Origin of the sequence: Delftia sp. K82 (assembly GCF_002193035.1) — a bacterium.
GTDB lineage: Bacteria > Pseudomonadota > Gammaproteobacteria > Burkholderiales > Burkholderiaceae_C > Comamonas > Comamonas acidovorans.
On record NZ_MYFL01000001.1, the window covers coordinates 739,155 to 764,918 of the forward strand.

Below are 25,764 nucleotides of genomic sequence, written 5' to 3' on the forward strand. Positions count from 1 at the left end.
GCCGCCCTCAGGCCAGCACGTCGATGGAGCGGAACACGCGCTGCAGCACCGGGTCCGGGCTGTGGCGGCAGGCGTGGACCTGCTCCATGAGGTGGTGCACGAAGCGCTCGGCCACCCAGGGCAGGGGGCCGTGGCCGCGCTGGACCACGCCCACGGTGTGGGGCTCGAACTGTTCGCGCAGGGACAGCGGCACCAGGGTGCCCTGGGGCACGCCCGACTCGATCAGCGGCCAAGGGCAGAACGAGAGCATGTCGCTGTGCGCGATCAGGTGCAGCAGCAGCGATGCCGAATGCACCAGGTGGATGTGGCCCACGGGCACGGGCAGGCCGTGGCGCAGGAACAGGCGCCGCACCAGGTCGTCCTCTTCGGGCGGCGTGTAGTTGAGCAGCCAGTCGCAGTCCATCAGCTCGGCCAGCGAGCGTGCGCCTGCCAGCGGATGGCCGGTGCGGGCCACGACGGTGGCGTCGTAGCGGAACAGTGGCGTGCCATGCAGGTCGCCGCCCGAGGGGCCCGAAGGCACGCGGCCAATCAGCAGGTCCAGCGTGCCTTCGCGCAGGCGCGGATGGGCCACGGCCGACAGGCCCTCGAACAGTTCCAGGCGTACCTGGGGCAGTTCGGCGCGGAAGGCGCGCAGCACATGGGGCAGCAGGCTCTGGCCCACCCAGGGCGTCACGCCCACGGACAGGCGCGCCACGGCGCAGGTGTCGCGCAGGCGTGCCATTTCATCCTCGGCCTGGGCCATCTGCCCGGTGATCAGCTGGGCGTGGCGCAGCAGCGTGCGCCCGGCTGGCGTGAGGACGATGCCGCTGCTCTGGCGCTCGAACAGCGCAAGGCGGTGGCCTTCCTCCAACTCGCGCAGGGCCTGGGTGATGGCCGACTGCGTGATGCCCAGCGCGCGTGACGCGGCGCGCACGCTGCCGCAGCCGGCCACGGCGACGAGGTAGCGCATCTGGTGCAGCTTCATGGCGGGACCGGCATCGGGGTGGGGCTGAGAATTCATGGGCCGATCTTGCAGGTTTCGTGCCATGTCTGCCATCTCTGCCATTCCTGCCATTGCTGTGATGGGCGCATGCCGGGGGATGACAGGCAATGCCTGGCAGGGCAGGCGCTGGCGGTCTTCCTCCCGCTGCCCACGCTTCCTAGACTGCGGGCATGAACATTGACCCGCCCGTTTCCACCACGGCCGAAGCCGCCGATCCGGTGCTTGCCGGCATACGCGCCACGCAGGCCGAGATGGTGGCCCTGCGCCATCACCTGCATGCCCATCCCGAGCTGGCCTTCGAGGAGTTCGCCACCAGCGACTTGGTGGCCGAGCGCCTGGCCTCCTGGGGCTACGAAGTGCACCGGGGCCTGGGAGGCACGGGCGTGGTCGGCACGCTGCGGGTCGGAGCAGGCACGCGGCGCCTGGGCCTGCGCGCCGACATGGACGCGCTGCCCATCCACGAGCAGACCGGCCTGCCCTATGCCAGCCGCCACGCGGGCCGCATGCATGCCTGCGGGCATGACGGCCATACCGCCATCCTGCTGGCCGCCGCGCGCGAACTGGCCCAGGCGCGCGGCTTCGACGGCACGCTGCACCTGATCTTCCAGCCGGCCGAGGAGGGCCTGGGCGGGGGGCGCAAGATGGTGGAGGATGGCCTGTTCGATCTTTTCCCCTGCGATGCCATCTTTGCGCTGCACAACATGCCGGGCTTTGCAGAGGGGCAGTTCGGCTTTCGCGAGGGCTCGTTCATGGCCTCGTCGGACACGGTGATCATCACCGTGCGCGGCAAGGGTGGCCATGGCTCGGCGCCCCACCTGTCGGCCGACCCGGTGCTGGCGGCGGCTCACCTGGTGCTGGCGCTGCAGACCGTGGTCTCGCGCAATGTCGATCCGCGCGACATGGCCGTGGTCAGCGTGGGCGCCATCCATGGCGGCGATGCACCGAATGTCATCCCCGGCGAGGTGGAGCTGCGCCTGTCCGTGCGCGCCTACCGGCCCGAGGTGCGTGCCCTGCTGCGCGAACGCATCACCGCGCTGGCCCATGCCCAGGCCGCCACGCTGGGGGCCGAGGCCGTGGTGGACTACCGCTGGCGCTACCCAGCCCTGGTCAACGACGCGGCCAGCACGGCCTTTGCCCGCGAGGTGGCGCGCGACTGGCTGGGCGAGCAGGCGCTGATCCCCGACCTGCAGCCGCTGACGGGCAGCGAGGACTTCTCCTTCATGCTCGAACAATGCCCGGGCAGCTACCTGATCGTGGGCAACGGCGTGGGCGACACGCATGGCACGGGCGGCTGCATGGTCCACAACCCCGGCTACGACTTCAACGACCGCATCCTGCCGCTGGCCGCCACTTACTGGGTGAAGCTGGCCCGGCGTTTTCTGTCCGTCGCCTGAGGCGCCGCGCCCGCACCGGATTCCCTTTCACGACTTCATCTGCGATTGCCACCATGCGCACTGCATTTCCTCTCTCCTCCGAGGCCCGCCAGGTCCTGAGCCGCCGCAGCCTTCTGGGCGCAGCCGCGCTGGGGCTGGCCTTGCCGGCTGCTGCACAGGCCGGCTTTCCCTCCAAGCCCTTGAAGCTGGTCGTCGGATACCCGGCCGGTGGTTCGGTGGACCTGGCCGCCCGCGTGGTGGGCGATGCGCTGGCCGCGCGGCTGCGCGGCACGGTGGTGGTGGACAACGTGGGTGGGGCGGCCGGCGCCATTGCGGCCCAGCGCGTGGCCTCGGCACCGGCCGATGGCTACACGCTGCTGGTGGGGGCCAGCAACGAGCTGGTGGCCACGCGCATCGTCAACCCCGCGCAGCGCTACGACGGCCGCCGCGATTTCACGCCGCTGGGCCTGGTGGCCACCGGCCCGCTGATCCTGGCCGCACGCCCGGGCCTGGGCGTGAAGAGCATGGCCGACTTGCTGGAGCTGGCGCGCCGCCAGCCCGGCAAGCTCAGCTACGGCAGCTCGGGCGTGGGGTCGACCCTGCATTTCGCGGGAGAGCTGTTCAAGCAGCGCGCCGGTGTTTCCATCACCCATGTGCCCTACCGCGGCGTGGCGCCGTTGACCAGCGACCTGGCGGGCGGCAGCCTGGACCTGGCCATGCTCTCGCCCACGGCGGCGCAACCATTTCTGCAGAGCGGGCGCATCGTGCCGCTGGCGGTCACCAGCGCGCAGCGCCTGTCCGCCTTGCCCCAGGTTCCAGCCATGGCCGAGCTGGCGCCGCTGCGCGGTTATGAATTGGTGGGCTGGTTTGCGCTGATGGCGCCGCGCGGGCTGCCCGCCGCCACCGCGCAGCACATCACGGCGGCCCTTCAGGAGGCGCTGGCCGAGCCCGCCGTGCGCAAGCGCCTGGAAGATGCAGGCATGGTGCCCGCCTCCGGCCGCGAGGACCTGGCGCGCCTGATCGCCGAGGAAGACCGCAAGTACGAGCAGCTCGCGGCCTTCGCGAACATGCGCGACTGACGGTGTAGACGGTGCTGACGGCAGCCGGGCAGGTTCAGCGACCGCGCAGGAACAGCGCGTCCAGCTCCTTCATGCTCATCTGCCGCCAGGTGGGGCGGCCGTGGTTGCATTGGTCGGAGCGCTCGGTGACTTCCATCTGGCGCAGCAGGGCGTTCATCTCGTCCAGCGTCAGGCGGCGATTGGCGCGCACGGCGCCGTGGCAGGCCATGGTGGCGAGGATCTCATTGCGCGCGCGCTGCACCACGGTGCTGGCGTCGTGCTGGGCCAGCTCGGCCAGCACGCTGCGCGCCAGCTCCACGGCATCGCCCTGGGCCAGGGTGGCGGGCACGGCACGCACGGCCAGCGTCTTGGGCGAGAAGGGGGAAACCTCCATGCCCAGGGCCTGCAGCGTGTCGCCATGGGCCTCGGCCGTGGCCACTTCCTCGGGTGTGGCGGCGAAGGTGGCGGGAATCAGCAGCGGCTGGCTGGGGATTTGCTCTGCCGCGTTAACGGCATTCTTGAGCTGCTCGTAGACGATGCGCTCGTGCGCCGCATGCATGTCCACCACGACCATGCCCTGGGCGTTCTCGGCCAGGATGTAGACGCCGTGGATCTGGGCGACGGCGCGACCCAGGGGCCAGATGGTTTCCTCGGCAGCGGCAGGGGTGTCCGCTGCCGGGGGCGTGAAGTTCGCAGGTGAAGGCTCGGAGACAGCGGCTGGCTGGGGCTGTGCAGCGGGTGCGTAGCTGGCGGGCACATCGCCGGCAGGCCATTGCACGCCGGGCGTGTCCACCGCGACTTCGGCGGCACCGGCAGCCTGCATGGCCGTCTGGGCAGGAAGCGCCACGGGGGCCGGCGCGGCTTCGCGCATGGGTGCCCACAGGCCCGCCATGTTGCTGACCTTGTGGCCGCCCTGTTCATCGCCAAAGCTCATGCGCGCCTGGGGCCAGGCGGGGGCCGCCACCTTGGGCGCGGTGGCCGGTGCGGCAGGGGCCAGCTCCGGGGTGCGGGCGGCTTCCTCGGCGGCAGCGGCGGCGGCCGCCGCCGCGCGCGGGGCGGCCAGCGCGTTCTCTATGGCGTGGCGCACGGCCTGGTGCACCTCGCGGCTGTCGCGAAAGCGCACCTCGATCTTGGTGGGGTGCACGTTCACGTCCACGCGCGCAGGGTCGATCTCCACATACAGCGCATAGACAGGCTGCTTGTGGCCGTGCAGCACATCCTCGTAGGCGCTGCGCGAGGCGTGGGTCAGCACCTTGTCGCGCACGAAGCGGCCATTGACGTAGCAGAACTGGTGGTCGGGCCGGGAGCGCGCCGCATCGGGAATGCCCGCGCGGCCCGTGACGTGGACGGCGCCCGACCAGTGCTCCACCGTCACGGAGTTCTGCACGAAGGCGTCGCCCAGCACATCGCCCAGGCGGCGCGCAAGGGCTTCGTCCGACATGCTGCCGGCGGCACGCCACTGCTCGACCAGCTTGCCTTCGTGCCAGATGGCAAAGCCCACGTCGGGCCAGCGCATGGCGGCGCACGGACTCGATGCAGTGGGCCAGCTCTGTGGCGTCGCTCTTGAGGAATTTGCGGCGGGCCGGGGTGGAGAAGAACAGCTCCTTGACCTCGACCGTCGTGCCCTGGTTGCGGGCGGCGGGGCGCAGCTCGCCGCTGCGCGCATCGAGCAGGTAGGCCGAGTCCTGGCCCGCAGGGCGCGAGAGGATGGATGCCTCCGACACCGAGCAGATGGCCGCCAGCGCCTCGCCGCGAAAGCCCATGGTGGCCACGGTCTCCAGGTCGTGCAGGTCGGTGATCTTGCTGGTGGCATGGCGGCGCAATGCCACGGGCAGCTCGTCGCGCGGGATGCCGCCGCCGTCGTCCTCCACCGAGATCAGCCGCACGCCGCCGGCCAGCAGCCGCACGTTGATCTGGCGGGCGCCCGCATCCAGTGCGTTGTCCACGAGTTCGCGCACCACCGAGGCAGGGCGCTCGACGACTTCGCCGGCCGCGATCTGGCTGATCAGCTCGTCGGGCAGGTCGCGGATGGGGCGGCGGGGGAGGGTGTCGGAGGAGGGGATGGATGCGTTCACGCGGCAATTCTAGGGGCTCGCATCCACCGCTTGCGGGCTGTGGGAATGGGGTGTGCAGCGCCGGCGCCCACAAAAAAAAGGAGCCGCGAAAGCGGCTCCAAGAGGCGTCCCCGGCAACAAAGGCCGGAGCCGGGGGCACTCTTTGAATGAGGGTGGCTGCAGGGTCAGCGGCGGCGGCCTGCGCGGTCGCTGTTGCTGCCCATCTGGTTGCCGACCAGCGCACCGGCCGCGGCGCCGCCCACGGTGCCCAGCGTGGTGCCGAACAGCGCGCTGCCCAGCACGCCACCGGCCACGGCGCCCACGCCCGTGCCCAGTTGCGCATTGTTGGGACGGTGGGCGCAGCCGCCCATCGCGAGCGCGCCGGTCAGCAGGGCGGCGATGGCCAGGGTGCGGCCCATCGTGGAGCCGGACTGGCGTTCGGACTTGTGCGCGAAAGTGCGAAGGGTCTTGTTCATGGCTTGCTTCCTTGTGTCTTGGCGATGGTGGTGAGGCCGGGCCGGCATTGCCGACGGCATGGAAGCACTTTGCCTGCAAAAAGCTGACGCACTCATGAGTTTTTCGTAGAGTTTTATCAAGTTGTGTAACAAAACAAGCTTGATTTCAAGCATTTGTAGATTCCTGCAAGCGCCGGTGTGTGCGATGGCGTGACCGGCTCCGGCTTGGCCGTGGGGGCATGTCGGCGAAGTACAGTACGGGCCGGTGCGGCGCCCGCCGCGGAGGACTCTCTTTTGGAAATCATTCAGTTCCTGATCGACTTCATCCTGCACATCGACAAGCATCTGGAGGCCTTTGTCGTGGCCTATGGACCCTGGGTGTATGCGCTGCTGTTTCTCATCGTCTTCGTGGAGACGGGCGTGGTGGTCATGCCCTTTCTGCCTGGCGACTCGCTGCTGTTCATCGTCGGCGCGCTGTGCGGCGTGGGCCTCATGGACTATTCGATCGCCTGCACCGTGCTGCTGGTGGCGGCCGTGCTGGGCGACCAGTGCAACTACACCATCGGCCGCTACATAGGGCCCAAGGTGTTCCAGTGGGAGGACTCGCGTTGGTTCAACCGCCGCGCCTTCGACCAGGCCCACGCGTTCTACGAGCGCTATGGCGGCATCACCATCGTGCTGGCCCGCTTCATGCCGTTCATCCGCACCTTTGCGCCCTTCGTGGCCGGGGTAGCCGCGATGAACCGGGGCAAGTTCACTGCCTTCAATGTGGGCGGGGCGATTGTCTGGGTGTTCGGCATCAGCGCAGCCGGCTATTTCTTCGGCAACCTGCCCTGGGTGCGCGAGAACCTGGAGAAGATCATCTGGGGCCTGATCCTGGTGCCGGGCCTGATCGCGATCTTTGGCGCCTGGCGCGCGGGGCGCGCGCCCAAGACGGCCGCCTGAGCTTTCCGCGCATAGAAAAAACCCCTTGCACCTTCATGGCGCAAGGGGTTTTTTCATGGAGCGGGAGTGGGGATCAGCGGCGGTCGTTGCGCTTGCCCACCTCGTTACCGATCAGTGCACCGGCGGCTGCACCGCCCACGGTGCCCAGCGTGCTGCCGAACAGGGCATCCCCCACGACACCACCGGCCACGGCGCCTACGCCGGTACCGATCTGTGCACTGCTGGGATTGGTGGAACAGCCGGCAGAGAACAGGGCAATGGCTGCTGCGGCGGCAATGGAATAAAGGCGTGTCTTCATGTTCATCTCCTGTGATGGCCTGCCTTGTCGCCGTGAGTGGCGTATGGCGCAAGCACTGTGTGGAACATGTTTGCATGCTCTCATTCAGGGCTTGCGGCAGCGGTAGGAGATCTGCCCGAGCTGCCGCCGGGCGGCTCGGAAGTGTCGCGTCTTTGCCGTCCGACAGCGGCTGCGGGCGGCATCGCCCGCGCCCTTCGCCCGTGCCCTGCGCTCGTGCCTTTTGGCTCTGTCAGACGGAGCGGCTGCGTGCCAGAGGCGGGTTGTGCGCGAAGTAGTTGCGGATGCCGCGCATCAGCGCGTCGGCCAGTTGCACCTGGTAGGCGCTGCTGCGCAGCCGGGCCTCTTCCTCGGGGTTGCTGATGAAGGCGGTTTCCACCAGCACGCTGGGAATGTCGGGTGCCTTGAGCACGGCAAACCCGGCCTGCTCCACGCGCGGCTTGTGCAGCTTGGCCATGTTGCCGATCTCGCCGAGCAGGGCGCCACCGAGCTTGAGGCTGTCCTTGATCTGGGCCGTGGTGCTCATGTCCAGCAGCATGCGCTGCACATGCTGGTCCTGCGAGCCCATGTTCAGGCCACCGACGATGTCGGACTGGTTTTCCTTGTTGGCCAGCCAGCGCGCGGCCGTGCTGGAGGCGCCCTTGTCGCTGAGCGCAAAGACGCTTGCACCACGCGCGGCCGGCGTGGTGAAGGCGTCGGCGTGGATGCTGATGAAGAGGTCGGCCTGCACGCGCCGGGCCTTTTCCACGCGCGTAGCCAGGGGCACGAAGAAGTCGGCATCGCGCGTCATGAAGGCGCGCATGGGGCTGCCGCCGATGCGGGTGTCGTTAATGCGGTCGCGCAGCAGGTGGGCGATCTTGAGCACCACGTCCTTTTCGCGCGTGCCGCTGGGGCCGGTGGCGCCGGGGTCCTCGCCGCCGTGGCCGGGGTCCAGCGCCACGATGATGATGCGGTCGGTCTGGCGCGAGGTGGCGATGTTGGGCGCGGCAATGGGGGCAGGGGCCGGAACGGGCGCAGGCGCGGGAGGGCGAGGCGCCGGGGCCGGAGCGGCAGGGGAAGGTGCCTGTGCCACTACGGCGGGCGGTGCAGGCGTCTTGCCGCCGGAGCCGCTGCTGTGCTGGGCGATCAGGTCGCCCAACGGGTCGGGGGCTGGCGCCGTGGGGCCTGAGGGCCGGGGCAGCGGTGGTGGAGGCGGCGGCGGTGCCGATGCGACGGCGGTATCGTCGCCGGAGGCATCGCGCAGGCGCTCGCTGATCAGCGCCTCCAGCGGGTCCACGGCCTTGGCGGGGTACAGGTCGAACACCAGCCTGTGCTTGTAGGCCGCCACGGGCTGCAGCGTGAAGACCTGGGGCTTGGCGGGCTGCTTGAGATCTATCACCAGGCGCACCACGCTGGGCGAGTTCTGGCCCACGCGGATGGAGGCGATGTTGGGATCGTCGGAGCGGACCTTGGCCACCAGTTCACGCAGCGCGGGATTGAGGTCGATGCCCTCGATGTCCACGGCCAGCCGCGGGGGCTGGTCCACGAAGAACTGCTTGGCAGCCAGCGGCCGGTCGGACTCAATGGTCACGCGCGTGTATTCGGGCGCGGGCCAGACGCGCACGGCCACGATGGTGGCGCCGTGCGCGATGTGCTGGCGGCCCAGCAGCAGCACGATGGAGCCCGCCTGCAAAAGATTGCGGCGCGACAGGCCGGACGGATAGGAGGAGGAGTTGGCGTCGCTCATGCCTTGAGTGCTTGGATCACGGCGCGTCCGACGGGCGTGCCGGCGAGCAAGGTCACCTGGCGCTGCGTCTCGTCGATTGCTTCGATATGAATAGCTATATCTGCCGCAGGCGTAAGCGCTGCGGCCTTTTCGGGCCATTCTGCCAGCTTGAGACCGGGGCTGGCGAAAATATCGCGAAATCCTGCATCCTCCCACTCGCGCGGGTCATCGAAGCGGTAGAAGTCGAAGTGCCAGATGGCCAGGTCCGGCGCCTCATGCGGCTCCACCACGGCATAGGTGGGGCTTTTGATGCGGCCCTGTACGCCCAGTGCGCGCAGCCAGTGCCGCACCAGCGTGGTCTTGCCTGCGCCCAGGTCGCCGTGCAGCGTGACGTAGGCGTTGCGCAGCGCGGGATGGTCCGCGAGCTGCTGCGCAAACCGCTGCGTGTCTTCCTCGCTGCCCCATATCCAGCGACGGCCCGCAGTTTCCGCATCCTGCGGCTGGGCGCTTTCTACAATCGAGGGAGTATGTTGTGCAGCAGTCAATTGGTTCCTTTGATGCAAGGCTGGGCCCGCGAGCTGGGATTTTCCCAAATTGGCGTGGCCGGCGTGGATTTGTCTTCTGCGGAGCCGGGTTTGATGCAGTGGCTGGCCCAAGGGTTCCATGGCGAGATGGACTATATGCAGGCCCACGGCCTGCGCCGCGCCCGGCCTGCCGAGCTGGTGCCGGGCACGGTCAGCGTGATCACGGCGCGCATGGACTACCTGCCGCGCGACACGCCTGCCGATGCGCCGGGCGCCTGGCAAGCGGTGGAGTGGACGCGGCTGCAGCGGCCCGACGAGGGCATTGTCTCCGTCTATGCCCGGGGGCGCGACTATCACAAGGTGCTGCGCAACCGGCTGCAGAAACTGGCCGAGCGCATTGCACAGGAAGTCGGCCCCTTCGGGCACCGCGCCTTCACCGATTCCGCGCCCGTGCTGGAGGCGGAGCTGGCCCGGCGCAGCGGCCAGGGCTGGCGCGGCAAGCACACGCTTGTGCTCAATCGCGAAGCGGGCTCCATGTTCTTCCTGGGCGAGATCTATGTGGACCTTGCGCTGGAGCCCACGGCGCCGGTGACCGCGCACTGCGGCAGCTGCGCGGCCTGCATCACGGCCTGCCCCACGGGCGCCATCGTGGCGCCGCACCGGGTGGACGCGCGGCGCTGCATCTCCTATCTGACCATCGAGCATGCGGGCGCCATTCCCGAGGAGCTGCGGCCGCTGATGGCCAACCGCATCTATGGCTGCGACGACTGCCAGCTGGCCTGCCCCTGGAACAAGTTCGCCCAGCCCAGCCGCCTGCCCGACTTCGATGCGCGCGAGGCCCTGTCCGGCGGGCAACTGGTGCACTTCTTTGCCTGGGACGAGCCGACCTTTCTGCGCCTGACCGAAGGCAGTCCCATCCGGCGCATAGGCCATGCACGCTGGCTGCGCAATGTGGCCGTGGCGCTGGGCAATGCCTGGCGTGACACCGGCAACGCGGCATTGCAGCAGGCGCTGTCCAGCCGCGCCGAACATCCGGACGCCCTGGTGCGCGAGCACGTGGCCTGGGCGCTGTCGCAAAGATCGGATTGAGCTGATAAGACCAGGGCGCTTGTGTGTGAAACAATTGTTGCGCTCTGTCGGAGTGCCCCCCGGCGGCCTGTTGCGGGCCACTGCCCTTGAAGGCGCGGGGCCTGTGTGACTCAACATGATGTTTGATATGCGCGCAAAGCCTCCCCGCAGCCTGTCCCGCCTGCTGAACGCAGAACCGCTGACCCAGACCGCTGTGGCCGTCTGGGTGGGACTGTGCTGCGTGCTGCTGGCCACGGTGGCGTACTGGACGGTGCTGGTGGACAGCCACCGCACGCAGCGCAGCTTTACCGAGTCCCAGTCCTGGCTGCGGGTGGGGCAAATGTCGCATGCGGTGTCGGTGCAGGTGCAGACCCTGCTGTCCGGCCTGGACTACACCATGCGCGGCCTGGAGTCCGACTTTGCCGGTGGCGATGTCGACGGGTTCCGGCGTGCCGTGCAGACCACGTTCGACGCCTACCCGGCCGGCACCTTCCTGCAGATCGCCGTGGCCGACGAGAAAGGGGACATCGTGTACTCCAACCTCCAGCAGGAGGCGCAGACGCGGGCTGCCAAGGTCTCCATCCGGGACCGCGAGCATTTCCAGGTGCATGCCAACCGCGAGAACATGGGCATGTTCATCGGCCGCCCCGTGCAGGGGCGTGTCTCCCACAAATGGACCATACAGCTGAGCCGCGCGCTGTACCGCCAGGGGCAGTTCTCGGGCGTGCTGGTGCTGTCGCTGTCGCCCGAATACATCTCGCGCTATTTCCAGTCCATCTTCGATGGCGCCAACGACGTCATCCTGCTGCTGCGCACCGATGGCGCCTACCTGGCGCGCTCGCAGGGGCAGGAGCAGGTGATGGGCCGCTCGGTCTCCGATGTGCGCGTGGCGCTGTTCGCACCGGCCCTGGAGCGCGGCACTTACGAGGCCGAATCGTCCGTCGATGGCGTGCAGCGCATGTATGCCTGGAGCCGGGTGGAGGGCTATCCGCTGATCGTCAGTGCAGGGCTGGACAAGAAAGCCATCTTCGAGCCGCTGGAGGCATCGCTGGAGCGCGGCCTGCTGCGCAACGGCATAGGCACGGCCGTGCTGCTGCTGGGCATGCTGCTGACGCTGTGGCTGGCGCGCCAGCGCCAGCTCAGCGAGCGCATGCGGCTGCAGGGTGAGCGGCGCTTTGCGCGGCTGGCGCAGGAGGTGCCGGGCGGGCTGTTCCAGTTCCGCATAGGCGCGGATGGACAGTTCCGGTTCCCTTTCACCAGCCCCGGATTCTTCGAACTGCATGGCGCCAAGGCCGATGCCGCCAGGTTTGCCGACCATGAACTGCTCAAGCGGGTCCACCCCGAGGATTTGCCGGCCCTGGCGGCCTCGGTGCAGGCCAGCGTGGGCAGCAAGGGTGTCTGGGAGCACAAGTACCGCGTCTACGGCCCTGCAGGCGAGCTGCGCTGGCTGCATGGTCACGCCCGGCCGCAGCAGGAGGAAGACGGCTCCCTGCTGTGGCATGGCTATGTGCACGATGTGACGCAGGACCAGGCCATGCAGGAATCCATACGCCACAGCGAGGAACGCCTGCGCCTGACCGTGGGCGCCGTGCGCGACGGCCTGTGGCAATGGGACTGCCGCAGCGGCCATGTGGAATGGGATGCCCGCTGCTACCAGATGCTGGGCTTCGAGGCCGCGCAGTTCCCCATGAACTATGACGCCTTCTGCGCCATGGTCCATCCCTCGGACAGGGCGCGGATGCTGGCGCGGCTGCAGCGCCATGCCGAGGCCGGGGCCGACTTCCGCGTGGAGATGCGGCTGCGCAGCTCGGCCGACAGCTGGCTGTGGGTGGAGTCGCGCGGCGAAATCACCCAGCGCGATGCCGACGGCAAGCCCGTGCGCATGCTGGGGACGCACACCGACATACAGCAGCGCGTGGAGCAGTCCCGACTCATCAAGGCCTTGCTGGACCGGGGAAGCGCCCTGATCGTCATGGCCGGTCCCCAGCGCGAAATCCTCTATGCCAACGAGCGCGCGGTGCAGACCTTCGAGATCGAGACAGACCGGCTGCCCGGCGGCGTGAACTTTCGCGCCCTGCATGTCAGCGACGAGAGCTTCGAGCGCTTCGGCCAGCTCTACGCACAGCTCAACGCACGCGGCACGGTGCGCACGGAATGGATTTTGCGCATGCCTTCGGGCTCGGGCCACTGGTTCGACATGCAGGGCTCGCTGCTGGACCCCGACGAGGACGACGGCCGCGTCATCTGGACCATGATCGATACCGACGCGCGCCGGCGAGCCGAGACCGCGTTGGCCGAGACCCAGCACCGGCTGGAGGCCATCATCGACCGCTTTCCCGCAGGCATTCTGGTCACCGACGCCCAGGGCCGTCAGGTGCTGGCCGCCAACCGCATGCTGGCGGCCGCGCTGCGGCTGGACATGGCGCCTGCCGCCCTGGTGGGGCTGGGCATGCCGGCGCTGATCCAGCTGCTGCCGCCTTCGGTGGCTGGCGTGCTCAGCGCCGGGCCCGTGGCTGGCCGGTCCCTGCATGCGCTGCCCGACGACCACTATGTGGAGATCGAGGGCATGCAGCTGCGCGACGGTGATCGCTCCATCGGCCACTGCTGGGTCTTCCACGATGCGACGGAGCGGCAGCAGCGCGAATCCCAGCTGGAGACCCTGGCGCTGACCGACGCGCTGACCGGCATTCCCAACCGCCGCGCCTTCATGGAGCGGCTGGCGATGGAGCTGGACCATCTGCGCAGCGGACTGGTGGCGCATTCCACGCTGATCATGCTGGACATAGACCACTTCAAGCAGGTGAACGACGGCTACGGCCATGCGGTGGGCGACATCGTGCTCAAGGAGCTGCTGGCCTCGGTGGCGCAGGAAATGCGCAAGGAAGACATGGTGGGCCGGCTGGGTGGCGAGGAGTTTGCCGTGCTGCTGTCCGACACCGATGCCGAGGTGGGCCTGCGCCGCGCCGAAAGCCTGCGCGAAACCGTGGCCGCGCGCGCCATCGATGCGGGCCTGGCCGGCGACCTGCACATCACCATCAGCCTGGGCGTGTACGAGCTGCAGCGCAGCGATGCCTCGGCCCAGGGCTGCCTGGAGCGTGCCGACGCCGCGCTGTACTACTCCAAGCGCAACGGCCGCAACCAGTCCACGCTGTGGAGCGAGCGGCTGCCTGCCATTGCGCGCTGATACGCGCTGATCCGGCTGGTGCGGGCTGGTGCGGCGCACAGGCCTAGGAATTCACCCCGGTGAATTTTCAGAATCATCCAATGGCCTGATCGGGCCGCAATCCCGAAAATCCTGGGTTCATGCTGTCGCGTGGACCTGCCGCCTCTTGCCTGGCCCCAACACTCGGGTGCGGCCGACTGTCCGTGCAACCCATCACAAAAAGAGGCTGCGCGCCGAGCGCAGGGCGAGGAATGTATGACGTACAACCGCTGGTCCACGGTGCATATCGCGCCGCTTTCGCGAGCGCAGTTCTGGAGCGATGCCAGCCGCGAGGCGCAGATGCCGCACACGCCCTTGGTCGCGCAGCCCGAGCGCTTCGAGGCCGTGCTGACGTCGCGCTGCGTGGGCGCGGTGGTGCTCAACCGCATCCAGATGGCGGCCGAACATGGCATGGAGCGCCTGCATGCCGATGGCCAGCGCGCAGGCCCGCCCTGCCTGCTGTGCGTGCTCTATGCCAAAGGTGGAGCCCAGGTATTCGCACCGGATGCACCTGACGTACCTGACCTGTCGGACGTGCCGGACGTACCGGATGCCTCGGCGTCATCCGGGGAGCCGGGCATGGCGGTTGCGGGCAGGAGGCTGCAGGCGCAACCCGGCCAGCTGTTCCTGCTGGATGAGCGGCGCGGCTACCGCATCTGGCAGAAAGAGGCCGTGGACCTGGTGGTGCTGGCCGTGCCGCTGGCACTGATCGATTCGCGTGGCAGCCTGGCTTCGCAACTGCTGGCACGCAGCCTGCCCGACTGTGCATCGCTTCAGCTGCTGGTCCAGCAGATGCAATTGCTGGCCGCGTGGCAGGACCCCTTGCCCGAGGCCGAATCCGCCAGGCTGTCCGACTTGGTCATCAACACCGTGAAGACCGTGCTGCAGGCCAGCGCCGACATGGCGACGGCCCGACCCGGCGCGCCCATGCACGTGCTGTTGCGCAGGGTGCGCCAGCTCATTGCCCGCCAGTACCCGGACCCGGCGTTGGGGCCCGAGCGCGTGGCGTCCAGGCTGGGGCTGTCCGTGCGCTCGCTGCAATCCCAGCTGTCGCGCGAAGGCACCAGCCTCAGCGCCGAACTCATGGCCTATCGCCTGGAGCGCGCCCATGCGCTGCTGCGTGGCACGGAGCCGGGAACGCTGGGCATCGCGGAGATCTCGCAGCACTGCGGTTTCAGCTCACCCGCGCATTTTTCCCGGCGGTTCAGGGCACGCTACGGCAGCACGCCGCTGGGGTTGCTGCGGGATGCGGAGGGCGGGCAGGGGGCCTAGGCAGGCTTGGCGGCGCCACTCCCGGCGTGGCGTGCGCAGATCAGGCCGAGGATTTCGAACATCATCTGCGCCCCCGCATGGGCGGTGTTGGTGGTGGCGTCGTAGGCTGGAGACACCTCCACCATATCGCCGCCCACGATGTGGATGCCGGCCAGGCCGCGCACCATGGCCTGTGCCTCGCGCACGGTGATTCCACCGACCTCGGGCGTGCCCGTGCCGGGCGCAAAGGCCGGGTCCAGGCAGTCGATGTCGAAGGAGACGTAGACGGGCGCATCGCCCACCACCTCGCGTGCGCGGGCAATGACGCCGTCCACGCCCAGCGCGGGAAGCTCCTCTGCGTGGATCACGGTCATGCCCGACTCATAGGAAAACTCCCAGAGATATTCGGCTGCGCCGCGTATGCCGATCTGAATGGTCCGCGTGGGGTCGAGCACGCCGTCCAGCACGGCCTGACGAAACGGGCCGCCGTGGTGGAAGCGGCTGCCGTCGAAGGGACCCCCGGTGTCGCAGTGGGCGTCGAAATGCACCAGGGCCAGTGGCCGCTCGCGGCCCAGTGCGCGCAATATGGGCAGGGTGATGGAATGGTCTCCACCAGCGGCCAGCGGAATCACGCCGGCCGCATGGATCTTTGCGAAGGTCGACTCTATGTCGCGGTGCGACTGCTCCAGGCTGTAGCGGCTGGACAGCGGCACGTCGCCGATGTCCGCCACGCGCAGCTCGCGTGTGGGAGTGGATCGAAGCACATGGTTGTAGGGGCCCACGCGTTCGATGGAACGCAGGGCCCGGGGGCCGAAGCGGCAGCCGCTGCGGTTGCTGATGCCCAGGTCCATGGGCACGCCGATCAGCGCGGCCTGGAGGTCGCCGAAATCCGGGCGGCTCCAGTCCATGGGACGCATGGGCGCGTCCAGCAGCGTGGGCATGCCTGCGTAGGGTGCGTTGCGCGTGCCGCTGGCGTCGATGATGTGGGCGGCCACGGCGCGGAAATGCGGGTCGTGGATCACGGACTCGTTGGCGCCGCCGAAGCGTGCGCGCAGCGCCTGCAGCCTGTCTGGTGTGAAAAGCGTCATGTCGTCTCCGATTCAGTGCCGGGATCAGGATTGAATGCCCGACAGCGAACGCTGCTGCGTGCGCTGCGCCAGGCTGATGAGGATGAAGCTGGCCGTGCTCACGGCAAGGCTGGCATAGATGGGCGTGTTGGCGGCCAGGCCGTCCCTGACCATGAAGGCGACGGCCGTGGCGCAGCCCAGCAGCATGCTGGCGATGGCACCCGCCGTGGTGGCCCGGCGCCAGTAGATGGCGCCGATCAGCGGCACCAGCATGCCGCCCACCAGCAGGTTGTAGGCGGTGGTCAGGGCATTGAGCACATCGTCCACCACCAGGGCGATGCCGAGCACGGCCAGCCCCACCAGCAGCGTCAGCAACCGGTGCCAGCGCACATCGACCAGCGGCCGGCCGCCCCGCAGCAGGGGCACGAGGTCCTCGGCCAGCACGGTGGAGCCGGCCAGCATGGCGGCGCTGGCGGTGGACATCATGGCCGCCAGTGCGGCAGCGATGACCAGGCCGCGGATGCCATCCGGCAGGCTGGCCTGCACGATGGCGGCAAAGGCATTGTTGGCGTTGTCCAGGTCCGGCAGCAGCACGCGCGCTGTCATGCCCACCAGGGCACCGACCAGTCCGTAGACCACGCAGTACACGCCGGCGAGGCTGCCCGCCACGGCGGCCACCCGTTCGCTGCGGGCCGTGAACACGCGCTGCCACACGTCCTGGCCGATCATGATTCCGAAGAAATAGATGACGAAGTAGGTGGCGATGGTGTCCCAGCCGATGTGGGTGACATCGAAGCTGGACGCAGGCAGCCGTGCAACCAGCTGATCCCAGCCGCCCACGCGGTACAGGCAGATGGGCAGCAGGATCAGCATCAGGCCCGCGGTCTTGATCACGAACTGCACGATGTCCGTCAGCGTCAGCGACCACATGCCGCCCACGGCCGAGTAGATGACCACGACGCCCCCGCCCACCAGGATGGAGATCCACAGCGGCAGGTCGAACAGCACCTGCATCACGGTGCCGATGGCGATCACCGACGTGGCCGCCAGCATCAGCGAGTAGGCCAGCATCACCAGGGCGCTGGCCTGCTTGGTGCGGGCGCTGTAGCGCCGCTCCAGCACCTGGGTCACGGTGCAGATGCGCAGCCTGAGCAGGGGCTTGGCCAGGAACAGGTTCAGCACCAGCAGGCCCGCGCCCAGCGCCGCGCAAAGCCAGAATCCGGAGATGCCGTACACATAGCCCAGGCGCACCGTGCCCACGGTGCTGGCGCCGCCTATCACCGTGGCGGCCATGGTGCCCATGTACAGGCCTGACCCGAGGTTGCGGCCGGCCACGAGAAAGTCCTCCTGCGTCTTCGCGCGGCGCATGCCGTACCAGCCCAGTAGCAGCATGGCCGCCGCGTAGATCACCACGACCGAGATATCGAGCAACATGGTTTGTCTCCCTTTTGTTGCGGCCCTGTTGGCAGGGGCCTCTTGAAACAGCGGTATCCATGGAAGTGAATTCCCTGGCCCGTCCCTCTTGTTCTGTATTGCAGTCCCTCTTTGGATAATCCAGATGTGCTGCAACAGCCGTGGATGCTAGACAGCAGCCCGGATTGCATCCATTTCAAGTTCCATTTACAAACATCGATAAGAATCGATCTTTCCCGAGTGAAAACCCCATGCTCCATACCGTTTCAGACCTGGACCTGCGGCTGCTGCGCGTGTTTCTGGCCATCGTTGACGCGGGCGGCGTGTCGGCGGCGCAGGCCAGCCTTGGCGTAGGGCAGTCCACGCTCAGCAGTCAGCTGTCCACACTGGAGACGCGGCTGGGTTTCAGTTTGTGCGAACGCGGGCGCGGCGGCTTTCGCCTGACGGCCAAGGGCCGGCGCTTCGTCGATATGGCTCGCACCGCCCTGCAGGGACTGGAAGGCTTCAGTGCGCAGGCGCGCAACATGCACAGGCAGCTGGTCGGCAGCCTGGCCATCGGCCTGATCGGCAATGCACCCATGGAATACAACGCGCTGATGGGGCGGGCCATACAGCGCTTTCGCCAGCGCGACGAGGCCGTACGCCTGTCTGTGCTGGTGCGCGGGCCGCGCGAGCTGGAAGAGATGCTGCTGCGCGACGAGCTCCAGGTCGCCGTGGGCTATTTCCTGCACCGCGCCCCGGCGCTGGAATACACGCTGCTGTTCAGCGAAAGGCAGGTGGCCTATTGCAGCGCCAGCCATCCCTTTGCCGCACGCGCGGGCCGCATCGGCGCGCAGGAGGCGGGCGAGGCCGACTGGACCTGGCGCACCTATCCGCTGCCGCAGGCACCGCTGACGGGGCGCCCGCGCCATGTCACCTCAGAGGCGGACAACATGGAGGCGGCCGCCATCCTCATCCTGTCAGGCGCCCACCTGGGCTACCTGCCAGAGCACTACGCGGCGCCCTATGTGGCTGCCGGCCTGCTGCATGCGCTGGACGAATCCCTCTTCAGCTATGACGTGGACATCACCATGGTGGCCAAGAAGCGCGCACGCCAGGACGACATCACGGCCGCCTTCACGGACGACATGCGTGCCGTGCTGTAGGGGCGCCGTGGCACAGCGGCATCAGAACTGCAGCAGGCTCAGCGCAAACGGCAGGCTGAGCACGCCCAGCAGCGTGGACAGCGTGACCAGCCCCGCCACATACGAGCCGTTGTAGCCCATGCGTGCGGCCAGCACATAGCACGACGATGCGGTGGGCAGGGCAGAGAAGGCCATCAGGATCAGGGCCTGCGCACCGCTCAGGCCAAACGCCCGCACCATGGCATAGGCGATCAGCGGCTGCACCAGATGCCGCACGGCCAGCAGGCACACGGCCAGCAGCTTGCCGGCGGCCAGCGCGCCGAACTGCATGCCGGCGCCGGCCGACATCAGGCCCAGCGCGATGGAGGCTGCGCCTATGCGGGAGATCGAAGGCTCGATCAGCGCCGGCAGCTTCAGCCCCAGCGCGCTGAACACCAGGCCCGACAGCGTGCCCACGATCAGCGGATTGCGCACCAGCTGGCCCAGGAAATGCTGGTTGCTCCCGCGCGCCATGGGCCAGACGGCCGCGATATTGCACAGCGGCACGCTCACGCCGATCAGCACCGAGATGAACAGCAGGCCCTCAGGCCCCGCCAGACGGCTGGCCAGCGCCAGGCCGATGAAGGAGTTGAAGCGAAACGCCACCTGCACGGCACCCGCATGCTCGCGTGTGTCGATCCGGCCGCGCAGGCCCGGCCACCAGGGCAGGCTGTAAGCCAGGGCAATGCCGACCAGGGCCGCACACACGCCAGCGGCCAGCAAGTGGGAGGTGGCACCCCAGTCCACCGGGCTCTTGACGATGGAGTGGAACAGCAGCACCGGGAACAGCAGGTAGTACACCAGCGCCTCCACTGCCTGCCAGACCGTGCGGTTGAGCTGTGTGAAGCGGCACAGCACGTAGCCAAGCACGATGAGCGAAAAATCGGGGAAGAGCAGCACGGCGTAGTTCACGGGGGCAGAGCATAAGCGCATACCCGCAGTCACCGCGTCTCCCGAAAAACCATGGCGCGAGGCTAGGGGTAAACACCGGGAAATCAGTGCTGCGACAAACTGTGACAACCGGGCCTCGGGCCTTAGCATCGCTGGGGTCCACACAGCCGATCCGAAAGCGCAGGTCCTGACGACCGTCAAGCGCGCAGCGGGCTCCAGGCCCCACCATGGCTGTTCCGTGGCAGCGTTTGCGAGCCTTCATTTCGCAGACCATCCATCCGCAGGCACGGCCTTGCGGATGTCCATGAAACCTTCTTCGTCAACACGACCCCCAAAAGGAGATCTTGTATGAATCGTCGCAGCTGGATGGGCCTGACCCTTGTCCTCGCAAGCACCGGAGCCCTGGCCCAGGCCTATCCCACCAAGCCGATCAAGCTGGTGGTGCCCTTCGCCCCCGGTGGCACGACCGACATCATCGCCCGCGTGATCGCCGAACCCCTGACCAAGGAACTGGGCCAGCCCGTGGTGGTGGACAACCGCGGCGGTGGCGGCGGCGTCATCGGCGCCATGGAAACCGCGCGCTCGCAGCCCGATGGCTACAGCCTGGGCATCGCCACGGTTTCGACCACGGCGACCAACCCCGCGATCAACCCCAAGATCTCGTACAACACACTGACGGACTTCACGCCCATCATCAACGTGGCGGCCACGCCCAACGTGATTGCGGTGAACCCCAAGTTCCCCGCCAAGGACTACAAGAGCTTCGAGGCCGAACTCAAGAAGTCCCAGGGCAAGTACTCCTATGCCTCCTCGGGCACGGGCGGCATCCAGCACATGCTGATGGAGCTGTACAAGAGCCTGACCAACACCTTCGTCACCCACATCCCCTACCGCGGTGCGGGCCCTGCGCTCAACGACGTGGTGGCGGGCCAGGTGCCCATGGTGCTGGACAACCTGCCCTCGGCCCTGCCTTTCATCAAGGACAACCGCCTGGTGCCCATCGTGGTGGCCGCGCCCCAGCGCCTGGCCGTGCTGCCCAATGTGCCCACCTTCAAGGAAGTGGGCCTGGAGCCGGTGAACCGCATGGCCTACTACGGCATCCTGGGCCCCAAGAACATGCCCAAGGACGTGGTGGACAAGATCAACGCCGCCGTGCGCAAGGTGCTGCAGGATCCGGCCGTGCGCAAGCGCATCGAGGACACGGGCTCCCTGGTCATCGGCAACTCGCCTGAAGAGTTCGCCAAGCAGATCAAGGACGAGTACGAGACGTACAAGAAGGTGGTTGCTCAGCAGAAACTCACGCTGGAGTAAGCACCGCCTTGAGCGGTTGGCTCAGAACCCGAGGCTCCTTGCGGACCTCGGGTTTTTTCGTTGTAGGCTTGATGGGATGTCCCAAGTGCCTGTTGCTTCCATCGCTTCCCCATCGGCTGCCGAAGCCGAATCTGCTGCCGATCCTGCGTCCTGGCCGGCGCCGCTGCCGGCCAGCCTGGATGCGCTGGACCTGTTCATGGATGCGCTGCTGCTGGAGGACGGGCTGTCGCGCAATACGCTGGCGGCCTATCGCCGGGATCTGACGGCCTGGGGGCGGTGGCTGGCGCACCAGCGGCCGCCGCTGGCGCTGGATGCGGCGGGCGAGCTGGAGCTGCAGGGCTATTTCGCGGTGCGGGTGGAGCAGACCAAGGCCAGTTCTTCCAACCGGCGGCTGACGGTGCTGCGCCGCTACTACCACTGGGCGCTGCGCGAGCAGCGCATTGCCGCCGATCCCACGGCACGCATGCTGGCGGCCCGGCAGCCGCCGCGCGTGCCGCATACGCTGACGCAGGCGCAGGTGGAGGCGCTGCTCAGGGCGCCCGATGTCGATACGCCACTGGGCCTGCGTGACCGTGCCATGCTGGAGCTGATGTATGCCAGCGGCCTGCGCGTGAGCGAGCTGGTGGATCTGCCCTTGCATGGCATCGATCTGCGCTCGGGCGTATTGCGCGTGACGGGCAAGGGGCAAAAGGAAAGGCTGGTGCCCTTCGGCCAGGAGGCGCACTGGTGGCTGGAGCGCTACCTGGCCACGGCGCGCGGTGCCATCCTGGGCGGGCAGCGCAGCGATGCGGTCTTCGTGACCCAGCGCGGAGCGGCCATGAGCCGCGTGATGTTCTGGGTCATCGTCAAGCGCTGCGCGCAGGTTGCGGGCGTCACGGCACCGCTGTCGCCGCACACGCTGCGCCATGCCTTCGCCACCCACCTGCTCAACCATGGCGCAGACCTGCGCGTGGTGCAGATGCTGCTGGGCCATGCCGACATCTCCACCACCACCATCTACACCCATGTGGCGCGCGAGCGGCTCAAGGCATTGCACGCTTTGCACCATCCGCGTGGTTGATTGGATGTGGAAGGTTCGCCGGTTTGGGTGTTTCTGCCGTTGAAATCGTCGAAGTGGCAAAGCCTGTCCCGGGGATATGCGCTTTGCAGAACAATCACCGCCGTGTTCGATGTGTTTCTGCGGAGTTTTCGATGACTGATTTCCTGCGCCGGCATGTGCTGGTGACTTCCATGCTGGCGGCGACGGTCGCTGCTGCGGCCTTGCCGATGTCCGCGTCGGCCGCCGATGCTGCCTGGCCCAGCCGGCCCATCCGCGTGGTGGTTTCCTATCCGGCCGGTGGCGTCAGCGACGTGGTGGCGCGCGCCCTGGGCGAGAAGCTGGCCGCCCGCCTGGGCCAGCCCGTGGTGGTGGACAACAAGGCCGGCGCCGGCGGCGCCATCGGCCTGGACCTGGTGGCCAAGGCCGCACCTGATGGCTATACGCTGGGCTTTTCCTCCATCAGCCCGCTGACGCTGAGCCCGCACCTGGGCAAGCCGCTGTTCGATCCGCAGCGCGATCTCGTGCCCGTGACCAGCGTGATGTATTCGCCCGTGCTGCTGCTGGGCACGGCCCGCTCCACGGCGACCGATTTCAAGGCACTGGTGGCGCAGGCCAAGGCCCAGCCCGGCGAAGTCCGCTGGGCCACGGCCGGCCTGGCATCGCTGGGCCACATCATGCTCGAGCAGATCATGTATGCCTCGCAGGCCAAGATCACGCACATTCCCTACAAGGGCGGCGGCCAGCAGCTCAATGATGGCCTGAGCGCCCAGTTCGAGGTGCTCTCCACCAACGCCGGGCCGGCCGTGCTGCAGCACATCAAGGCGGGCAAGTTCAAGGCCCTGGCCGTGGGCGCCCCCCAGCGCCTGGAGTCGCTGCCCGGCGTGCCCACGCTGGCCGAGCTGGGCTACAAGAGCGCCAACATGACCTCGGTGTTCGGCATCTTCGCGCCCGCAGGAACGCCCGCGCCCGTGCTGCAAAGGCTCAATGCCGAGATCAACCAGGTGCTGACCCAGCCCGACATGCGTGCCAAGCTGGAGGCCACCGACAACGTGGCCACGGGCGGCAAGGCGGAGGATTTCGCGCGCCAGATCGAGGCCGAGTCCCAGTCCAACGCGCGCATCATCCAGGCTGCAGGCATCAAGCTGAACTGATACCGCTGCGGCGCGTGGCATGCAAAAAGGGCTTGCGGCTTCCCGGCCGCAAGCCCTTTGCCATGGTGGCTGACCCGTTCAGACCGTGGCGTCGTCCGCCGTGAGGTTGTCGGCCCAGGCCAGGGCCTGCAGGTGCGCCCAGTTGACCTGGTGGTTGGACAGCTGCAAGGCGTTGGCGGCGCGCGCAAAGCCTTCGTCGTCGCCGCTTTCGCAGGCGCGCGTCAGCTCCAGGAAGGGCGCGAACACGCCCTTGTTGTGCACCAGCGCATCGATCACGGGCTGGGGCAGGGCGATGGATTCCAGCGCCTTTTCCATGGGCTGGCCCAGCATCACGTCCAGCAGCGAGAACACGCCCACCACGAAGGCGTTGTCGCATTCCTCGGGCGAGAGCAGCTCGGCCGTCAGCAGCTCCATCAGGCGTCCGCGCACCACGGCGGTCTGGCCCACGGCCGGCGGCGTGCCGCCCGCGCGCGAGGTGGTCAGCAGCAGCGCGGCCCAGCGGAACAGCTTCTTGAGGCCCAGGATCATCACCGCATGGCGGAACGAGGTGATCTCGCAGGACAGGCCGAAGCCCGAGGAGTTGATGAAGCGCAGCAGGTTGAAGGACAGCGTGGGGTCCTTCTTGAGCAGGGCTTCGATCTCGTCCGTGCTGGCCTGCTGGCGCACCAGGTTGATCAGCTGGATGATGGTGGCCTGCGTGGGGCGGATGGTGCGTGCCTGCACGAGTTGCGGCTGGGCGAACCAGAAGCCCTGGAACAGCCGCACGCCCAGGTCGCGCATGCGCTCGAACTGCTCGGAGGTCTCGACCTTTTCGGCCACGATCTGGGCATTGGTATGGGCGCGCGCGAAATTCACCAGGGTCTCGGCATCGGCCAGCGCAAAGGTCTGCATGTCCAGCTTGATGAATGCGGCCGCAGGCAGCCAGCTGGCATAGGCGCGGCGCAGCAGGTGCTGGTTGAAGGCCAGGCGGAAACCGCGCTGGCGCAGGGCCTGGAAGGTGGGCAGGCGCTCTTCGATATCGGCTGTGGTGGCGTTCTCGCCCAGCGTGGTCACTTCCAGCACCACCTTGTCGGGGTGGATCAGTTCCAGGTGGCCGCCGGCCAGGCTGTCATGCGTGCAGTTGATGAAGACCGTCTTCTTGCCCACCAGCGCCTCGGCTCCCGCATACGACAGTGCGTTGAACAGCAGGGCGGCATCGGAGGCCGCCGTGTGCGCATGCTGGGCTGTGGAGCGATCGAAGAGTTCATAGCCGAAGACATCGCGCGCCTCGTTGACGATGGCTTGGCGCGCAATGACGGCCACCTGTCCGTCCTCCACTCCTTCTGGCAGGGGTGGTGGCGGAGCGGAGGAGTTGTCGTTGGTAGTCATTTGGAAGCTGAGAAAGATGAAGGAGCGGCGGCGTTGAGTTGCGTGCGATAGCTCATGACTATAGCGAGCTGTCTGCCAGTTGATCGGTCCAGGCCAGGGCCTGCAGATGGGCCCAGTTGATCTGCTGGCTGCTCAGGCGCAGTGCGTCTGCGCTGCGGTTGAAGGCTGCGTCGTCGCTGGCTTCGCAGGCCTGGGCCAGGATCAGCAGCTCGCCCAGCACGCCTTCGTGGCGCAGCACGGCGGCGGAGACGGCATCGGGCACGGGGATCAGGCTCATGGCCACGTCCTGCGGCAGGTCCAGCATGCTGCCCAGCAGCGAGAAGATGCCGACGACGAAGGCCTGGTCGGAGTCTTCCTCGCTCAGCGATTCCTGGGCCAGCAGCTCCATCAGCCGCCCGCGGATCACGGCGGTCTGGCCTATGGCCGGCGGCGGCCCGCCGTTGCGCGATGCGGTCAGCAGCATGGCCGCCCAGCGGAACAGCTTCTTGAGGCCCATGAGCATCACGGCCTGGCGGAAGGAGGTGATCTCGCGTTGCACGCCAAAACCCACGGAATTGATCAGGCGCATCAGGTTGAAGGCCAAGCCCGCATCCTTCTTGAGCACATCCTCGATGGCATCGGTGCTGGCCTGCTGGCGCACCAGATTCAGCAGCTGGACGATGCTTTGCTGCGAGGGCGACAGCAGCTTGGTGCGCACCACCGTGGGCCGCGCGAACCAGAAGCCCTGGAACAGCTGTATGCCCAGGCGCCCCACCTGCTCATGCTGCTGGGCGCTTTCCACCTTCTCGGCGATCAGCTCGGCGCGCGTGTGGCGACCGGCGAAGTTGACCAGCACGGCCAGTTGATCGGGGGCCAGCACGGACAGGTCGAACTTGATGTAGTCGGCCAGGGGCAGCCAGGCCGCATAGGCGGACTCCAGCACCGTGTGATTGAAGGCCAGGTTGAAGCCGCGCGCGCGCAGATTGCTGAGGATGGGCAGGCGGGCCTGCACCTCTTGCTGTGCGGCCAGGCCCAGCGGCGGGATCTCCAGCACCACCTTGTCGGGGTTGAGCAGCTCCAGATGCCCGCCGGCCAGGCTTTCATGCGTGCAGTTGACGAACATCAACTTGGTGCCGACCAGGTCCTCCTCGCCGGCATGCGACAGGGCCGTGAACACCAGGGACACGTCCGAGGCCGCCGTGTGGTCCGGGTAGGCGCGCGAACGGTTGAAAAGCTCGTAGCCGATGATCTGCTGCACCCCGTTGACGATGGCCTGGCGCGCGATCATTCCCCGGTCTGTGGACGCGGGGCTGGCCGCAGGGGCATCGTTGAAGAGATGGACAGGCAATTCGGTCATGGAGTGTTCGGTCGAAGAGGCACGGTAAGCAGCAGATCTGATTGTAGGAATGTTCTGAATAAATATGCCGACAGGCAGTGTCTGCTGGGACAAGTCCGATTGCGGAGTCGGAC

20 protein-coding genes and 1 pseudogene are annotated in these 25,764 nt (G+C 67.8%); 10 read left to right on the top strand and 11 right to left on the bottom strand.

What is annotated here, in order from left to right; translation table 11 throughout:
* Window positions 1–7 precede the first annotated feature (7 nt).
* Entirely contained in the window at window positions 8–1,027 is a 1,020-nt protein-coding gene (locus tag KDK82_RS03275) for a LysR family transcriptional regulator (RefSeq protein ID WP_088165423.1), read from the bottom strand.
* A 125-nt stretch (window positions 1,028–1,152) separates the two neighbouring features.
* Between KDK82_RS03275 and KDK82_RS03280 the strand changes: the two genes are divergently transcribed.
* Together KDK82_RS03280 and KDK82_RS03285 are read left to right on the top strand one after the other, a co-directional pair.
* Complete coding sequence (locus tag KDK82_RS03280) at window positions 1,153–2,376, top strand: M20 aminoacylase family protein (RefSeq protein ID WP_088164012.1); 1,224 nt, start codon at window positions 1,153–1,155, stop codon at window positions 2,374–2,376.
* A 53-nt stretch (window positions 2,377–2,429) separates the two neighbouring features.
* A complete protein-coding gene (locus KDK82_RS03285) occupies window positions 2,430–3,434 on the top strand; it encodes a tripartite tricarboxylate transporter substrate binding protein (RefSeq protein WP_088164013.1) in 1,005 nt (334 codons plus the stop codon).
* A gap of 34 nt (window positions 3,435–3,468) precedes the next feature.
* Here KDK82_RS03285 and mutL read toward each other — a convergent pair.
* Window positions 3,469–5,488: pseudogene (mutL, locus tag KDK82_RS03290) on the bottom strand (DNA mismatch repair endonuclease MutL).
* Window positions 5,489–5,652: 164 nt separating this feature from the next.
* Window positions 5,653–5,943: a glycine zipper 2TM domain-containing protein gene (locus KDK82_RS03295; protein WP_013801089.1), complete on the bottom strand. Its 291-nt coding sequence runs from the start codon at window positions 5,941–5,943 to the stop codon at window positions 5,653–5,655.
* Window positions 5,944–6,216: 273 nt separating this feature from the next.
* Between KDK82_RS03295 and KDK82_RS03300 the strand changes: the two genes are divergently transcribed.
* Complete coding sequence (locus KDK82_RS03300; RefSeq protein WP_043782650.1) at window positions 6,217–6,867, top strand: DedA family protein; 651 nt, start codon at window positions 6,217–6,219, stop codon at window positions 6,865–6,867.
* Window positions 6,868–6,940: 73 nt separating this feature from the next.
* Here the strand turns inward: KDK82_RS03300 and KDK82_RS03305 are convergent, their stop codons facing one another.
* The 3 genes from KDK82_RS03305 to tsaE form a co-directional block, all read right to left on the bottom strand.
* Window positions 6,941–7,165 (bottom strand): glycine zipper 2TM domain-containing protein, encoded by a 225-nt coding sequence (locus KDK82_RS03305; RefSeq protein ID WP_012206927.1) that lies wholly within the window; start codon window positions 7,163–7,165, stop codon window positions 6,941–6,943.
* A gap of 229 nt (window positions 7,166–7,394) precedes the next feature.
* Window positions 7,395–8,888, bottom strand: coding sequence for an N-acetylmuramoyl-L-alanine amidase (locus KDK82_RS03310; RefSeq protein WP_013801091.1), 1,494 nt, complete (start codon window positions 8,886–8,888; stop codon window positions 7,395–7,397).
* Window positions 8,885–9,412, bottom strand: a complete 528-nt coding sequence (tsaE, locus tag KDK82_RS03315) for a tRNA (adenosine(37)-N6)-threonylcarbamoyltransferase complex ATPase subunit type 1 TsaE (RefSeq protein ID WP_034396474.1) — start codon at window positions 9,410–9,412, stop codon at window positions 8,885–8,887. Before tsaE ends, KDK82_RS03310 begins: the two co-directional genes overlap by 4 nt.
* Window positions 9,413–9,424: 12 nt before the next feature.
* Between tsaE and queG the strand changes: the two genes are divergently transcribed.
* From queG to KDK82_RS03330, 3 genes are all read left to right on the top strand, one after another.
* Window positions 9,425–10,480 (top strand): tRNA epoxyqueuosine(34) reductase QueG, encoded by a 1,056-nt coding sequence (queG, locus tag KDK82_RS03320; RefSeq protein WP_088165424.1) that lies wholly within the window; start codon window positions 9,425–9,427, stop codon window positions 10,478–10,480.
* 115 nt (window positions 10,481–10,595) lie between these two features.
* Window positions 10,596–13,643, top strand: a complete 3,048-nt coding sequence (locus tag KDK82_RS03325; protein ID WP_088164014.1) for a diguanylate cyclase — start codon at window positions 10,596–10,598, stop codon at window positions 13,641–13,643.
* A gap of 234 nt (window positions 13,644–13,877) precedes the next feature.
* Window positions 13,878–14,933 (top strand): AraC family transcriptional regulator, encoded by a 1,056-nt coding sequence (locus tag KDK82_RS03330; RefSeq protein WP_179217841.1) that lies wholly within the window; start codon window positions 13,878–13,880, stop codon window positions 14,931–14,933.
* Here KDK82_RS03330 and speB read toward each other — a convergent pair.
* Window positions 14,930–16,000: an agmatinase gene (gene speB / locus KDK82_RS03335; RefSeq protein WP_088164015.1), complete on the bottom strand. Its 1,071-nt coding sequence runs from the start codon at window positions 15,998–16,000 to the stop codon at window positions 14,930–14,932. The genes KDK82_RS03330 and speB overlap by 4 nt on opposite strands.
* A gap of 24 nt (window positions 16,001–16,024) precedes the next feature.
* Window positions 16,025–17,413, bottom strand: coding sequence for a sodium:solute symporter (locus KDK82_RS03340; protein ID WP_088164016.1), 1,389 nt, complete (start codon window positions 17,411–17,413; stop codon window positions 16,025–16,027).
* Between the two features lie 230 nt (window positions 17,414–17,643).
* Here KDK82_RS03340 and KDK82_RS03345 point away from each other — a divergent pair, with 230 nt between their 5' ends.
* Window positions 17,644–18,537, top strand: a complete 894-nt coding sequence (locus KDK82_RS03345; protein WP_012206919.1) for a LysR family transcriptional regulator — start codon at window positions 17,644–17,646, stop codon at window positions 18,535–18,537.
* A gap of 21 nt (window positions 18,538–18,558) precedes the next feature.
* Here the strand turns inward: KDK82_RS03345 and KDK82_RS03350 are convergent, their stop codons facing one another.
* Window positions 18,559–19,467 carry an AEC family transporter gene (locus KDK82_RS03350; protein WP_179217842.1) on the bottom strand — a complete coding sequence of 303 codons (909 nt, stop codon included), beginning with the start codon at window positions 19,465–19,467 and terminating at the stop codon, window positions 18,559–18,561.
* A 327-nt stretch (window positions 19,468–19,794) separates the two neighbouring features.
* Here KDK82_RS03350 and KDK82_RS03355 point away from each other — a divergent pair, with 327 nt between their 5' ends.
* The 3 genes from KDK82_RS03355 (at window position 19,795) to KDK82_RS03365 (ending at window position 22,947) form a co-directional block, all read left to right on the top strand.
* A complete protein-coding gene (locus KDK82_RS03355; RefSeq protein ID WP_012206917.1) occupies window positions 19,795–20,757 on the top strand; it encodes a tripartite tricarboxylate transporter substrate binding protein BugE in 963 nt (320 codons plus the stop codon).
* Between the two features lie 76 nt (window positions 20,758–20,833).
* Window positions 20,834–21,817, top strand: coding sequence for a site-specific tyrosine recombinase XerD (xerD, locus tag KDK82_RS03360; protein ID WP_088164018.1), 984 nt, complete (start codon window positions 20,834–20,836; stop codon window positions 21,815–21,817).
* 131 nt (window positions 21,818–21,948) lie between these two features.
* Window positions 21,949–22,947, top strand: coding sequence for a tripartite tricarboxylate transporter substrate binding protein (locus KDK82_RS03365; protein ID WP_013801099.1), 999 nt, complete (start codon window positions 21,949–21,951; stop codon window positions 22,945–22,947).
* Window positions 22,948–23,025: 78 nt separating this feature from the next.
* Here KDK82_RS03365 and KDK82_RS03370 read toward each other — a convergent pair whose 3' ends face one another.
* Together KDK82_RS03370 and KDK82_RS03375 are read right to left on the bottom strand one after the other, a co-directional pair.
* Window positions 23,026–24,315 (bottom strand): EAL and HDOD domain-containing protein, encoded by a 1,290-nt coding sequence (locus tag KDK82_RS03370; protein ID WP_012206914.1) that lies wholly within the window; start codon window positions 24,313–24,315, stop codon window positions 23,026–23,028.
* A gap of 58 nt (window positions 24,316–24,373) precedes the next feature.
* Window positions 24,374–25,651, bottom strand: a complete 1,278-nt coding sequence (locus KDK82_RS03375; RefSeq protein WP_034396453.1) for an EAL and HDOD domain-containing protein — start codon at window positions 25,649–25,651, stop codon at window positions 24,374–24,376.
* Window positions 25,652–25,764 lie beyond the last annotated feature (113 nt).

Bases quoted from the DNA above. Each gene is read 5' to 3' on its own strand.
- KDK82_RS03345 (WP_012206919.1), top strand. From the start codon at position 17,644: ATGCTCCATACCGTTTCAGACCTGGACCTGCGGCTGCTGCGCGTGTTT.
- KDK82_RS03305 (WP_012206927.1), bottom strand. From the start codon at position 7,165: ATGAAGACACGCCTTTATTCCATTGCCGCCGCAGCAGCCATTGCCCTG.
- KDK82_RS03365 (WP_013801099.1), top strand. From the start codon at position 21,949: ATGACTGATTTCCTGCGCCGGCATGTGCTGGTGACTTCCATGCTGGCG.
- KDK82_RS03370 (WP_012206914.1), bottom strand. From the start codon at position 24,315: ATGACTACCAACGACAACTCCTCCGCTCCGCCACCACCCCTGCCAGAA.
- xerD (WP_088164018.1), top strand. From the start codon at position 20,834: ATGTCCCAAGTGCCTGTTGCTTCCATCGCTTCCCCATCGGCTGCCGAA.
- KDK82_RS03375 (WP_034396453.1), bottom strand. From the start codon at position 25,651: ATGACCGAATTGCCTGTCCATCTCTTCAACGATGCCCCTGCGGCCAGC.
- KDK82_RS03295 (WP_013801089.1), bottom strand. From the start codon at position 5,943: ATGAACAAGACCCTTCGCACTTTCGCGCACAAGTCCGAACGCCAGTCC.
- queG (WP_088165424.1), top strand. From the start codon at position 9,425: ATGCAAGGCTGGGCCCGCGAGCTGGGATTTTCCCAAATTGGCGTGGCC.
- KDK82_RS03325 (WP_088164014.1), top strand. From the start codon at position 10,596: ATGATGTTTGATATGCGCGCAAAGCCTCCCCGCAGCCTGTCCCGCCTG.
- KDK82_RS03275 (WP_088165423.1), bottom strand. From the start codon at position 1,027: ATGGCACGAAACCTGCAAGATCGGCCCATGAATTCTCAGCCCCACCCC.
- speB (WP_088164015.1), bottom strand. From the start codon at position 16,000: ATGACGCTTTTCACACCAGACAGGCTGCAGGCGCTGCGCGCACGCTTC.
- KDK82_RS03340 (WP_088164016.1), bottom strand. From the start codon at position 17,413: ATGTTGCTCGATATCTCGGTCGTGGTGATCTACGCGGCGGCCATGCTG.
- KDK82_RS03280 (WP_088164012.1), top strand. From the start codon at position 1,153: ATGAACATTGACCCGCCCGTTTCCACCACGGCCGAAGCCGCCGATCCG.
- KDK82_RS03355 (WP_012206917.1), top strand. From the start codon at position 19,795: ATGAATCGTCGCAGCTGGATGGGCCTGACCCTTGTCCTCGCAAGCACC.
- KDK82_RS03285 (WP_088164013.1), top strand. From the start codon at position 2,430: ATGCGCACTGCATTTCCTCTCTCCTCCGAGGCCCGCCAGGTCCTGAGC.
- KDK82_RS03330 (WP_179217841.1), top strand. From the start codon at position 13,878: ATGACGTACAACCGCTGGTCCACGGTGCATATCGCGCCGCTTTCGCGA.
- KDK82_RS03310 (WP_013801091.1), bottom strand. From the start codon at position 8,888: ATGAGCGACGCCAACTCCTCCTCCTATCCGTCCGGCCTGTCGCGCCGC.